This window comes from Paenibacillus sp. sgz302191, from assembly GCF_057749925.1.
The window spans coordinates 252,731-266,392 of sequence record NZ_JBYLHY010000006.1; the positions used below are offsets into that span (position 1 = coordinate 252,731).

Genomic DNA, 13,662 nt, shown 5'->3' on the forward strand with positions numbered 1-13,662 from the left:
TCAGCTCCTTTCTTTACATGTCCAGCAGTAGCGAACCGTCAAAAAAATATAAATATTTGCCGGCCACCGGACGTTTCCAAATATGTTCAACTGCGCGGGTATACAGGCTGATCTGCGTCTCATAACGCGTGCGAAGCTCGTCCGGGGAGCTGCCTTTTACCGCATCCGTTTTGAAATCGACCAGTACCAACCCCTCTTCATCCTCGAACAAGCAGTCGATGACCCCTTGTATGAGCACAGTTTCCCCGGATGTGGAATGCTCCGTCTCTCCATAAACATCGCCTGCGGGCAGGCCGAAGCTGAACGGCACCTCGCGCAGGACATGCGCAGCCTTCACCATGCGGCGGCCGATATCGCTGTGGAAAAACTTCAAAATAACCGGAATATCCACAACACCGGTTTGCTGCACGGTCAGCGTTTGCTTGCGCAGCATCTCTTCAAGCGTCTGGCGAATGCTCGCCTCGGTCGGCATTTCGGCCAGCGAAATGTTTTGCATAACCGCATGCACAACAGTCCCTTTTTCCGCAGCGGTCAGCTTCTTCTCTTCCATAAAACGCGGTCTGCGCCAAATCGCAGCCTGCGGCTGCGCCGGAGCGGCCGGCAGCTCGCCTTCGCCTTCCAGGCGGCCCGTATCGGACAACCGCTTCATCTCGGATACCGTCGTCTTGGCGTAAAGCTTCGGCGCCTCCGCATGCGCGTATGACCATGAAAGCCTTGCCCCCAGCCAATCCGCCCATTTGCCGGAAGCGGGAACAGGTTCCATGCCGCGGACTTCTGCCCACCGCTCCGCATCCGGGAGCAGCGAGGCCTGTTCGTCCGTCAGGACGGCTTGCAGCGTTTCCGGCGTCAGGACGGTCACTTTCCACACGGACGGATCTTGCAGCAGCCGCACCTCCGGCGAGCTGTCGTCCACCCCGATCAACTCCCGCCACGGAGCCGCGTCCGGATGGCGCAGCACGGCTGGTCCGACCCAGTCGAGATAGCTTTTGGCTTTGGCTAATTCAAAATCGGGCAAATACCACTGCGTCCTGGACAAATGCCTCCCCCAGCTGCGCAGCTGTTTCTCCAGCGACTTCACCGTGCCGAGCAAATACAGCTTTTCTCTGGCCCGCGTAAGCGCTACGTACAGCACGCGCATTTCCTCAGCCAAAAGTTCCAGCTTCATGCGCCTTTTGATCGCCAGCTGCGGCAGCGTCGGATAGCTGACGCGAAGCGCCGTATCGACAAAGCGCGGCCCGAAGCCAAGCTCCTTGTGAAGCAGGAAGGCGTCGTTCAAATCGCGCTGGTTGAACATTTTGGCCATTCCAGCAACGAAAACGACCGGGAATTCCAGCCCTTTGCTTTTATGAATCGACATGATCCGGACGACGTCTTCCTGCTCGCCGAGCGCGCGCGCCGTGCCGAGATCGCCTCCACTGTCCTTCATCCGTTCGATGAACCGGAGGAAGCGGAACAACCCGCGCAGGGACGTACTTTCGTATTGCCTTGCCCGGTCGTACAGCGCGCGGAGGTTCGCCTGGCGCTGCAAGCCGCCGGGCAGGCCGCCCGCAAAATCGTAATATCCGGTCTGGCGGTAAATGTTCCAGATCAAGTCGGCGAGCGAGCCTTGGCGGGCATCGTTTCGCCACTGCTCAAGCCGCTCCGTAAACAGGTTCAGCCGGCCGAGCAGCTCCGCATCCGGCGGGCTCTGTTCCGGCGCATGTCCGCTTTCGCCAGCAAACTGGAGCAGCGCTTCATAAAACGGCAGCGATTTGTCCGTGATGCGGACCTGTGCCAGCTCGTCGGCGGTCAATTGCCCGACCGGAGAGCGCAGCACCGCCGCCAGCGGCACGTCCTGGTAAGGGTTGTCGATGATTTTCAGCAGTGAAATCATCACCTCGACCTCGGTAGCCGAAAAGTAGCCGGTGCTCAGCTCCGCATAAGCGGGAATGCCCTGCTGCTTGAGTTCGTCGATCAGAATCGGCGACCATTGCTGGGTCGCCCGCAGCAAAATGACGATATCCCTGTACGTCGCCGGACGTGTGCCGCCTGTGCGCTTGTCGAATACGCGAAACGGCTCGCTCTTCCCGCCGTCGCCCAGGATCTCGCGAATACGTGCGGCAATAGCCCGCGCTTCCAGCTGCGCCGTTTCCATCTCCTGCGCCTCCAGCACGGGATCGGCGAAAGCGGCGCTGCCATCGCCGCCGTTTTCCGGCTCCATGCCGTCCGCATCGTCCGACTCCCCGCTGTCATCGGCCTCGCCCGCAGCCCGGCTGTCCGAGGAGCGGTCGACGACCAGCAGCTCGACCGAGCAGTCCGAGGCCGGGGGCGGATAACCCGCGCCGTATACGAGCTCCGCTCTCGTGTCGTATTCGATCTCCCCGACTTTTTCGTTCATCACCTGCTTGAACAAAAAATTGACGGCGTCGACAACTTCCACCCGGCTGCGAAAATTGCGCGCCAGATCGATGCGTCCGCCTTCCGCCGTTCCTCCGGCCTGTTCCGCCTGCTCGCGCTTGGAGCGGTAAGCTTTGTATTTCTCAAGAAACAGCTCCGGCTCGGCCAATCGAAATTTATATATGCTTTGCTTCACATCGCCGACCATAAAGCGGTTTCCCGGCGCGGAGTTCGAGATCAGCGTCACGATCGCCTCCTGCACCCGGTTCGTATCCTGATACTCGTCGAGCAGCACCTCCGCAAATTGTTTGCGGTAGGCCAGCGCCGCTTCGGACGGAATCAGTTCGCCCGGCGGTGAGCCCGGCGCAATTAAAATTTGCAGGCAGTAATGCTCCAGGTCGGCAAAATCGATCAAGCCTTTTTCCGCTTTCGCCTGCCGGTAGCGCTGCCCAAAGTCCTGCACAAGATCGACCAGCGTATGCAGCACAGGGGCCAGCTCGGCGATTTCCTGCGCAAACTGTTCGGGCGTGCGGCCGAACAGCTCCTCTTTGATTTTGCCGATCTGCTCTTTGGCCCGGTTGCGAAGCTCTTTCACTTCTTCCTGCAGCTCTTTGTCGTAATCGTCCCCCTTGCACGCCTTCAGCTTCCCGAATTCAACCGTTTGGAAGCCCTGGTACAGAACGGACCACGGATAGGACGTCGTTTCCAGCAAATTGTGCACAAGCAGAAGGTCCTCCCGCAAATTGTCCAAATAAGGCGCCGGACCGCCGGGCAGCTCGGCCAGTTCCTGCGCCTGGCGCAGCAAATCCGCTGCGCCTTCCAGCTCCAGCGACAGGTCGCGGACCAAAGCCCGCTCCCAGACCGCCATATCCGCCGGCGCTAGGGCGGCCGCCGCCTCGCGCAGCGCCTCCATCCCGGGCGCTTCCGCATCCGCCGCCCCGCCGGCTGCGGAAGCAGGCGGCCCGAACATCGAGGCCGTCGCCCGCAGCCAGTATTCCGGCCACGGGTGGCTGCGCGACACGTCATACAGCTTCTGCACAAGCTGCATGATCGCGTCGTCGCTGCGCTCGCCGCTGAACGAATCGACCAGCCGCCAGAAGGCGCTGGCCTCTCCGCTCGCGGCGTAATACTGTTCCAGCATCTCGCCGAGCAGATCCTGTCTTAGCAATTCCGCTTCCGTCTCGTTGGCGATCCGAAACCCCGGGTCCAAACGAATCAGACTGAAGTAGCGCTGCACCACTTCCAGACAAAAAGAATGCAGCGTCGTAATGGACGCGCGCCCCATCAGGGCGAGCTGCTTGCGCAAATGCTGCGAGTTCGGCTGCTTCGTCAGCTCTTTCTCCAGCGCGTCGCGGATGCGGTGCTTCATTTCCGCTGCCGCCGCTTTGGTGAACGTCGCGACGAGCAGGCGGTCGACATCGATCGGCTCCCATTCGCTGGAGATCCGGCGAATGATCCGCTCGACGAGCACCGCCGTTTTGCCGGAGCCGGCCGCAGCAGCGACGAGCATATGCCGGCCGCCGAGCGTAATCGCATCCCATTGGTCGTCCGTCCAGGTGCTGCCCGCCGGCTTTGGTTGTTGGTGTCGGTTCAATTTGCTGCGCTCCTTTCCGCGGCCCCGGACGCGGCCGTACGGGCACCCTGCTCCAATTCGGACCAAAGCTGATCTTTTCCGCGCTGTCTCCATATTTGCATTTCATTGCCTTCAAACAGCGGGTCGAACTGGCAGACGGAACGGTACGAGCAATGCTGGCAAGCCGTTTTTTTGCCCAGCCGGTAAGGCGCGATATCGACATGCCCGTCGGTAATGCCGGTGCCGATTCGCTTCACCTGCTTGCGCACATAGCTGCGCAGCGTGTCCCACTGGGCATCCGTCGCTACCGAAGAGCTGGAATAGAAGGTGCCGTCCTTTTTGATCGCCACCGGAATGAGCTGGGAGTGGCCTGCCGCCTGGACGAGCTGATCGTCCATCAGACCCGCGACGGCGGCGTCGGCGGTGATCAGGCCTTTCATTTTAAACCGCTTGCGCAGCTCCTGTTCGACTTCGCTCGGTGCAAGCGCATTTTTTTGCTGCAGCATCGGGTTATGTACATGAAAGTACAGCACGCCCGCCGGCTTCGCCGGAATGCCCAGCCACTGCTCGGCGTGCGTCAGGATGACATCCAGATAGGTGAGCATTTGCAGAGAAAGACCGTAGTACACCTCGGAGAGCTGCAGCGAAGTCTGGCTTGATTTGTAGTCGATAACGCGCAGCAGCACGCCCTGTTCGCCGTCGGCTTTGTCGACGCGGTCGATGCGTCCGATAATTTCCATCGTGCAGCCGTTGTCGAGCTGAAAGGTCAGCGCCGGCAGCTCTTTGCCCGGTCCGAAGTCGATTTCCAGGCCGAGTGGCTGGAATTGACCGCGTTTGGCATGTTCGCCGAGCACGACCGCAGCCCGTCCGACCACCTGCTTCAGCTTACGCGCAATGTAGGCGTAACGGCTGGAGCTCAGCAGTATTTCCCCCTGTAGCCTCGGCGCCAGCTCGTCGACGACCTGCGCGGAGCGCTCCATGCATGCCTCCGCCGAAAGCTCGCCCCAGGACAATTGGTCCTGCTGAAGATTACGGACGAACTGATTCAGGGCAGCGTGGAACAATTGGCCGATGTCCGGTGCATCCAGCCTGTATACCCGCCTTTCCTGCAGCCGTAAGCCGTGAGACAAGAAATGGGAGAACGGGCACGCGACATACCGCTCCATCCGCGAGACGCTTGCGCGCAAATGTTGGCCGTACAGGCGCTGGCTCGTTCGCGCGCTTAAGTCCGCCTCTTTGTTCGTATATTGCAGCGCGCCGACGATCGCTTGCAGCTTCATCCGCCAGTCCGGCCGGTCGGCATACCAATTGTAAGTCTGCCACCAGAGATCGGCCATGCGGCCGCCGAGCATCCAATGCTTCATGCGGACGGCCAAATAGGAAATCGCCTGGCTTGGATGGGCGATGTAGGCAGCCTGCTCGCTTTCCGGCGCTTCCGCCGCCGGTTCGGCGAGCAGAAGCGGCTGCTCGGTCCCCGGGAACAGCTGGCGCAATTGCTTGATCAGCTCCGAGGGCAGCAGCGATTTCCCTTCCTCGTCGGCCAGCGGATAGCTGAGCCATAATCTTTTGCCGGGCACGGTCAGCGACGTGTAAATAATAAACTGCTCATCCAGCAGCTTGCGCCTGCTGCCGTCGGCCATCGGCAGGCCCGATTCCGTCAGCGCCTCGCGCTCCGCTTCGGTCAGCAGGCCTTTTTCGTCCATCTGCGCCGGAATGACGCCGTCGTTCACACCCAGTATGTAAGCGTAGCGGATGCCGCTTGAGCGCGTCCGGTCCATGCTGCCGACCAGCAGCTGATCCATGGACGGCGGCACGAGGCCGAGCTTCATGCTTTCCATCCCTGTCTCCAACAGCTCGGCAAAAAGCTCCGCGGACACCGCATCGTCCCCCATCGTCTCGACCAATTGGTCGAGCATGTCCATGACGCTGTTCCACATTTGTCCGTGCTCGCGCGCTTTTTCCGGCTTGCCCCCATGAAGGGAGGCCTCCCCCCATGCCTCGAGCTTTTGGGGCGCGTCGACGCTTTCCAGCAGCATATAGAGCGCCTCAACCTGCGCTTTGACCGTCTTCGCCTGATGCAAACGCTTGGCGAAAGCAAGCAGCGGCTTGACGACGATTTCCCTGGCCGCGTTCAACCGCTCCAACTCAACAGCGTCTGACTGAATCGCGTCTTCTGCCTGCTCCAAATTGGCGCGCAGCTTGAACGTCCACGGCTTGCCGTCCGTCCAGCGGTAGCCTTGAATGCCGAAGGCCAGCACGTAGTTTTCCAGCTTGTCCATGAGAGGACGGTCGGATGCAGCATCGGCGGGGAGCAGCAGATCCGTTTTGATCAGGCGGAAAACTGCGTCATAGTGCCAGTTATGCTGCACGACCTCCATAGCCGAGCGGATAAATTCCACTAGCGGGTGATGCAGCACGGCGCGCTTTTGGTCAAAAAAATGAGGGATTTCATAGTCGGACAGCACCGACTTGAGCAAATCCTGATACCCCTCCATGTTGCGCACCATAATGGCGATTTCACGCCAGCGCACCCCCTGCTCGCGCACGAGCCGCAGCATGTCGCGCACCGCCCCCTCCACCTCCGCCCGGCGGTGAACGGCTTCCTGCACGACGAGCTGATCGCTCAGCTTCTCGCCTCCGCTTGGCTTGTAACGCTGCGCCAGCCCGCCGATACGACCATCGAACATACGTTCCAGATGACTGAGCGCAGGACTATCCTTGAAGCGCGGCGAGCTGTCCGGCGATAGGCACAAAACTTCCGCAGGGCCAAGCCCCAGCTCCCAGATCATTTGCTGCAGGCGCACCATCGTTTTTGCCGTCGGATGAAACAGATCCAGCTCGTCAGGCCTGTCTTCCGCCGCCAGGGCGCGGTCGAGGCAGAGCGTGATCGTCACATCTTTGCAGCTTGCAAAAAGCCCGCCAAGCACGGCGAACTCCTGCGGCGTAAAACCGTGAAAGCCGTCGATCCAGATCGAGGCCGACCGCAAATAAGCGGAATTCGGAATTTGCTCCGCCAGCAGGGTCAAATAGTCTTCTCCGTCCAAATACTGCCGTGCCAGCGACGACTCGAACTCCCGGTACACCAGCCGGATATCGTGCAGCTTCTCGCGGAGAAGGCCGCTTGCTCCGATTCCAGCCATATGATTGCGCTCATGTTCGTCAAGCTGCCCCGCCGTCACGCAGTACCGTTTGAACTCCGTAAACAGTTGGTTGAGCCTGTCGACAAATCCCATCTGCCCGGCCGCATGGCCGAACAGGCGAAGCTGTTCCTTGCATGTATGTAAAATGCTCGTCAAAAGCAGTTTTTTGCCGGTATCGTCAATCGGCAGCCTTGCCGTGCCGCCTTCCTCCTGCATCACGCGCCAGGCCAGGCGGTGAAAGCTCAGCACCTGCGCGCGGATCATGCCGCCGATCTGCGGATCGGACACAAGCGCATGCTCCGCTTGAAAGGTCGCTTGCTCCGGGACGAGCAGAATCAGCGGCGGTCCCTCCGGTTCGGCCGCCAGATGCTGCTTCAGCTCGGCCAGACAGCGTTCGCTTTTGCCGCTCCCGGCCCGGCCTATCACGAATCTTATCGTCATGAAAGGTCTCCTTTTCTCCAGCCTATTTTTCTATTCTATCACACTTTGACCGAAATAGAGGCGTGGCAGATGATGGAGCGGGTGGACGTAAAAAAAGATGACCCTTGATGAATTCAAGGGTCATCTTCTGGCAGCTTAACTCCGCGGTGGTTTGTTAAAACTGTCCCGCAATCCGGGTCAGTGTTCAGCCCTGTCGGAGGGCGAAAAAATATATTGAACGCAAAATAACGCTATGATATAATCATTAGCGGTATTGACAAATTTAAATAATCAGTGTATCCAATTTTATTCCCAATTTAATTATACATCTGGAACTTTGATTTGTCAATGCTCTTTTTCATCCCCAAAAAAACGGAAAAAGGAGTGTGTTCGGATATGGAAGCGAAGGATTGGCAGCAGGAACAAGAGCGGCTGGAACGGGTCAGGAACAAGCTGCAGGCGAGAATCGCCGAACTGGAGCCGGAGGTTGCCGGACTGCGGAATCAGGCTGCGGACTTTCGCAAGCGGTTTTGGGAAGAAGTTACGATTAACACAAGCACATTCGAAGATTTCGAAGAGACCTTCTACACGATTAACCAGCAGTCCGCGTTATTGGCCGAACGGGAACGCGGCCACAAACTGTTGACACAGCAATGGAAAAGCATGAGCCGTCTGCTCCCTTCTCCTTATTTCGGACGCCTCGACTTTCAAGAGGATGGCCTGGGCCTCAGCGAGCAGATTTATATCGGCGTATCTTCCTTCGTCGACGAAGACGGGTTGAGCTTTCTGATCTATGACTGGCGAACGCCAATCGCGAGCATGTACTACGACTTCTCCCCCGGCCCGGCGTCTTATGTCACGCCGGCCGGACGAATCGAAGGAACGATGGAGCTCAAGCGGCAGTTTCAGATTCAAAACGGGCAAATCCGCAACATGTTTGACGCAAGCGAAACGATCGGAGACGAAATCCTGCAGCAAGTGCTCGGCAAAGGTGCGGACTCGCAAATGAAGAGTATCGTGGCAACTATCCAGAAGGAGCAAAACGCCATCATCCGCAATGACAAAAACCGGATGCTTATCGTACAGGGGGCTGCCGGCAGCGGTAAGACTTCCGCGGCATTGCAGCGGGTGGCGTACCTTCTGTACAAACACCGCCAGACGATCAAGGCCGATCAGATCGTTCTTTTCTCACCGAATCCGATGTTTGCCGGTTATATCTCCACTGTCCTTCCGGAACTCGGTGAAGAAAATATGCAGCAGACGACTTTTCAAGAATATCTCGATTATTGGTTGAGTTCCTCGTTACGGCCGGAGGATCCCTTTGATCAGATCGAATACGTATTGACCGCACAAGGAGCGCCGGGATACGAGGCCCGTCTTCAGGGGATCGAATATAAAGCTTCCGAAGCTTTCCTGCAAGCTCTGCAAAACTATGGAATGTGGCTGGGACGGGAAGGCATGCAATTCAACGCTATTCGGTTTCGGGACCGCGATTTGATTACGGCGGAGCGAATGAGAGCGAAATTTTACGGTTATGACCGTTCACTGCCGTTGTTCAATCGTATCGTTCTCTTGCAAGAATGGCTGCTGAATGAACTGGCCTCGCTGGAACGCATGGAACGGGACGCGCTTTGGGTAGAGGAAGAGTTGAATTATCTCGACACCGAGCAGTACACGGAAGTCTACGGAATGCTGCATAAAGAGAAGGAAGTATTCGACGTTGCGGAACATTACGCTGTAGTTCGCGAGAAAATGAACAACAAGCGCCGCGAAGATGAAGGCGACTTTGACTTCGCCCAAAAGGAGGAAGATCTGCTCCGCCGCAGGATCGTGAAAGAAAGTTTCAAACCGCTAAGGAAAATCGTGAAGAAACTCTCGTTTGTAGCTATCAAAGGCATATATGGCCAATTGTTTGAGGGCGATACCGCTTATCGGGAGAAAACGAATGGGGCCGTCATCCCCCCGCTGTGGCCTGAAATATGCAGGCAAACCAAGGAAGCGCTGCTCCGGAACGAGTTATTCTACGAGGATGCGACTCCCTATTTGTATGTAAAAGAACTGATCGAAGGCGTCCGGACGAACACGGAAATCCGGTATGTTTTCGTTGATGAGGGCCAGGATTACTCGATGTTTCAATATGAATATTTAAAAAAGCTGTTCCCCCGTGCCCGGATGACGGTGCTCGGCGATTTCGGGCAGGCAATCTTCATGCAGGCCACAAGTCTGGACGCAGCCGATTCGCCGCTTGTCCGCCTTTTTGGCGAAGCCGAAACATGCCTTGTCCGCTTGGTACGCAGTTATCGTTCAACCAGGGAGATCGTTGAATTTACGAAATCGATGCTTCCAGGCGGGGAAGAAATTGCACCGTTTGAAAGGCGCGGCCCAAAACCATTTCTCACGAGACTTGACAGCGGGGAGAAGCGTGATGCGCAAATTGTGGCAGACATTGCGGCGCTCAGAGCCGAGGGCTTCGATTCCATCGCCGTCATTACGAAGACCGCGGCCGAAAGCCGTGAGGCTTATGAATCGTTACGGATTCATGGAAGTGAAGCTCTGCAGCTCATTACGAAGGGGACGTCAGGCTTTGAAAAAGGAGTGATGGTCATTCCCGTGTATCTCGCCAAAGGTATCGAGTTCGATGCAGTCTTGGTCTATGATGCTTCGTCCGCAGCTTACGGCCGGAACAACGAGCGCAAGCTTCTTTATACGGCGTGTACGCGGGCCATGCACCGGCTTCATCTTTACACGACGGGCGATTGGTCGCCGTTCGTGCAGGCATTGCCTGCGTATTTGTACGAGAAAGTCTCCATATAAAGCTCGATGAGCGGAAAGCAGGAACCTATGTCAACTCCTACGCAAACAAAACCGATGGCAGCCGGCGGGGACAATCCGAACCCGGCGATGATCGGTCACTACTCGTGAATCGGCTCCGATTCGCTCATATGCAAATAGCCTTGGCTGTTAGTCGGCCAAGGCTATTTTTAGCATGTTGAGTCGATTTATATTATACTGCTTGTTTGGTCGGACGGATTAAGATTTCGTTTACCGCTACCGTGTCAGACGTGTTGATGGCGTAAGCCACGGCATCGGCAATATCGCTTGAACGCAACCCCATGCCTTCTGTACGCGCCGTATTCTTCAGCCATTCTTGGATCTGAGGATCCTTTGAAGTAGTTTCGGCATCCGGCAGGGATTGGGCCAAAGCTTTCAAACGGTCCTCACGGCGGGCAGCAATGACTAATTTCGCGCCTTCTTTCCAAATAGAAATAAGCCTGCCACCCAGATTTTCCAAATCCAAGAAGCAGGCTTTTCATTTATTTGCGGTTTATTTTTTCGCTACATATTTCGCCAAATCGTCCAGCACTAAATTCGCCGAAATAATGCCGCCTGATGAATTCCAAATTCCGTCGTACACTTTATGAACGTTATTGTTTTTCACGACATTCAAGTTTTTCCAAAGCGGATCGTTTTGCCATTCCTGCTCGCTTTTGGCCGCTTCGCCTTTTTCATTGTCGTAAGTGAAATAGAAGAGAACGTCGCCATCCATATCCGGAATGCGCTCTTTGCCTACATCGTCCGAAAACTTGTCTTTATTTTGAACCTCGGGGCGCTGCAATCCTACTTTTTTGAGCAAAGTGCCGGCAAATGTGTCATTATAATAAATGCGCACGACTCCGCCCGGATTAAAACGCACGAGTGAAACTTTCGTATTGATTTTGTCGCCCAACTTCTGTTTGAGGTCCTGTACGCGGGCATCGAACTCGGCGAACTTTTTCTCGCCTTCCGCTTTCTTGTTCAACGCTTCAGCATAAATCTTGTAATTGATCTGCCAATCGCCGTGAATGCGCTCGGAGAATACGGTCGGTGCGATAGCGCTGAGCTGCGGATATACTTTTTCTTGACGGAATTTATTGCCCAAAATCAAATCCGGCTTCAGAGCGGCTATTTGCTCCAAATTCGGCTGGTTTTCATCGCCGAGAATCGGGATGCCTTCAAACTCTTTCGTCAGATGCTGATAAACGGGGTCCATCCCCCACGCCTTCACTATTCCCACCGGCTTGATGCCGAGCGATACGACGGCTTCCATTCCTTCGTTGGTCAATACGACAACCCGTTTAGGCGTACCCTTGATCGTCGTTTCGCCCATGGCGTGCGTCACTTTGTACGGCGCATCCGCCGCCTTGTCCGCTGCTGCGGCCGTTCCTGCCGGCGTTGCGGCTGCCCCGGACGCCGGCTCTGACGTCGGCCCGGAAGTTGACTTGGCGCCGGATGCGCATCCGCTTATTACGATCATGAAACATAAAACGATGGACATGACGGTCCAGGATTGCTTGCTTGCATACCAATTCATTTCTTCTCTCTCTCCCTTGTGTTTGCTTAAAATGTCGAACAACTTGCTTGGATGTTGTGCCTTTCTGCAATGCCCGGGCACTCATTCCTCCTTTTCATTGTTAATGAGAATTGTTATCATTAAAAGGATATTATATGCCGGTCTGGCCGTCCATATCTCTCTGTACCCTTTTTCTTATCTGATTGTAGCTTTACAACTTATCGAAGGAGCATTCCAACATGACCACGACATTATCCCGGCAGCACACCGTTCACCTGCTCGCTTTCATTCGCAAACGGAGACAAAAGAAACAGTCGCTCCTGAATTTCGCCGGCTCCCGCGAGGCCGTTCTCATCTGGGTGATCAACGGCTCGGGCACCCTCACGATAGAAAAAGCTTCTTTTAAAGCCGAACCCGCGTCCTTGTACTTCATCCCGCCGGGAAGTAAGGTGCAGGCATCCGCCGGGCCCGCAGGCATTCGTTATTACGCGATAGGCTTTCGATCCGTTACCATGATGGAAGCAGACGGCCACTGGACCGGCGCCGACACGGAACTATATCCCGCTTCATTGGAAAAAGGCGCAATTCCCCTGCGCGGCACGGAGGCTGTGCAAGTAAAAATAGAAGGGCTCTACACGCTCGGAAATCGCTCCGTCGACGCAATCAAGGATCTGCGGCTGCAGGAACTGCTCGCTTTGATCGACGAAGACGCCCGGCAGCAGGCGGCGGCAGCAAGCGGAGACAACGGCCTGCAGCGGAGCATCGCGTTTATGCAGGAGCATTTTCAGCAAAAAATTACGCGCGACTCGCTGGCCGCCATTGCCAATCTAAGCCCAGGGGCTTACTGGCGAAGCTTTAAAAAAGCAACCGGAATGTCGCCCACGGACTTTTTAAATCAGATCCGGATCGAACACGCCAAAAGCCGGCTTCATGACGGGGCTTCCGTCAAAGAGGTAGCCGCGGCGCTGGGATATGCAAACGAATACTATTTCAGCCGCGTTTTCAAAAAAGCGTCGGGCCTTTCGCCTACGCTGTACATGAAGCGCGAATGCATGCGAATCGCCGTCGCATCAAGGTTCGATTATCATCACAGCCTCATATCGCTGGGGATTACGCCCGTGGCCATGGTCGATTGCTACAAGCATCCGGGCATCGATCCGGAAGATTATCAGCGCCGCTTGCAGTCCCAATTCGAGGAATTGCGGCTTGCCCGGCCCGATCTCATCCTGGGGGATTATTCGCACCGCGACTTTCACGAACGATTCAAACAAATTGCGCCAACGGTCATCGTCGATTTTTATTTGGAGTGGCAAAAGCCTTATTTGCAAATAGCCGAGGTCGTAGGAAGGGAAGCCGAAGCGCAGCACGTGTTGAAAAAGCTGGAGAATAAGGTGGAGGCGGCAAGCAAACATTTGTCGTTGTTAAAAAATAAGCAGCGAGTCACCGTCATGCAAATTATGCACGACCATGTCATGCTGCAGGGGACGGTCAACCATCCGTTAAACGAACTGCTTTACAGGGAGTTGAAATTGAAGCCCGGGGCCGAAGCGCCCACGAATAAAATGAGGCTGGAACTGTACCCGCAAGACGTCCCTCCGCTTGATACCGATCACCTATGGATCCGGCGGTTCAGCGATCATGCGGAGGTGGAGAACACTCTGGATAAAATGCGGCGCAGTCCGGCATGGCGCATGGATACCGCTGCCCATGAGAAAGTGAAGTTTATACCGAACTGGTTTATTATGAGCTGGACGCCTCAAGGGAGAACGAGCATTATGGATGAGGTGGTGGACATGTTATCGGTGTAAAAAAACGCGAAAGGT

The 13,662-nt window shown here is 56.2% G+C and carries 6 protein-coding genes; 2 read left to right on the forward strand and 4 right to left on the reverse strand.

Translation table 11 applies throughout. From position 1 onward, the window contains the following. Nucleotides 1-13 precede the first annotated feature (13 nt). Both addA and addB read right to left on the reverse strand, forming a co-directional pair. On the reverse strand, nt 14-3,970 hold the full coding sequence (gene addA / locus AC3G2T_RS11405) for a helicase-exonuclease AddAB subunit AddA (protein ID WP_488435509.1): 3,957 nt from the start codon (nt 3,968-3,970) through the stop codon (nt 14-16). Then, on the reverse strand, nt 3,967-7,530 hold the full coding sequence (gene addB / locus AC3G2T_RS11410; RefSeq protein WP_488435510.1) for a helicase-exonuclease AddAB subunit AddB: 3,564 nt from the start codon (nt 7,528-7,530) through the stop codon (nt 3,967-3,969). Before addB ends, addA begins: the two co-directional genes overlap by 4 nt. Before the next feature lie 375 nt (nt 7,531-7,905). Here addB and helD point away from each other — a divergent pair, with 375 nt between their 5' ends. Then, nucleotides 7,906-10,323 carry an RNA polymerase recycling motor HelD gene (gene helD / locus AC3G2T_RS11415; RefSeq protein ID WP_488435511.1) on the forward strand — a complete coding sequence of 806 codons (2,418 nt, stop codon included), beginning with the start codon at nt 7,906-7,908 and terminating at the stop codon, nt 10,321-10,323. A 190-nt stretch (nt 10,324-10,513) separates the two neighbouring features. Here the strand turns inward: helD and AC3G2T_RS11420 are convergent, their stop codons facing one another. Further along, nucleotides 10,514-10,807: a hypothetical protein gene (locus tag AC3G2T_RS11420; protein WP_474683451.1), complete on the reverse strand. Its 294-nt coding sequence runs from the start codon at nt 10,805-10,807 to the stop codon at nt 10,514-10,516. Nucleotides 10,808-10,834: 27 nt separating this feature from the next. Further along, on the reverse strand, nt 10,835-11,860 hold the full coding sequence (locus AC3G2T_RS11425) for an ABC transporter substrate-binding protein (protein WP_488435512.1): 1,026 nt from the start codon (nt 11,858-11,860) through the stop codon (nt 10,835-10,837). Between the two features lie 218 nt (nt 11,861-12,078). Here AC3G2T_RS11425 and AC3G2T_RS11430 point away from each other — a divergent pair, with 218 nt between their 5' ends. After that, the gene (locus tag AC3G2T_RS11430; protein ID WP_488435513.1) at nt 12,079-13,647 is read left to right on the forward strand and encodes a helix-turn-helix domain-containing protein; all 1,569 of its coding nucleotides are present in this window, start codon (nt 12,079-12,081) and stop codon (nt 13,645-13,647) included. The last annotated feature ends 15 nt before the right edge of the window (nt 13,648-13,662 follow it).

Coding starts and splice junctions, on each gene's coding strand:
- addB (WP_488435510.1), bottom strand. CDS start 7,530: ATGACGATAAGATTCGTGATAGGCCGGGCCGGGAGCGGCAAAAGCGAA.
- helD (WP_488435511.1), top strand. CDS start 7,906: ATGGAAGCGAAGGATTGGCAGCAGGAACAAGAGCGGCTGGAACGGGTC.
- AC3G2T_RS11425 (WP_488435512.1), bottom strand. CDS start 11,860: ATGAATTGGTATGCAAGCAAGCAATCCTGGACCGTCATGTCCATCGTT.
- AC3G2T_RS11430 (WP_488435513.1), top strand. CDS start 12,079: ATGACCACGACATTATCCCGGCAGCACACCGTTCACCTGCTCGCTTTC.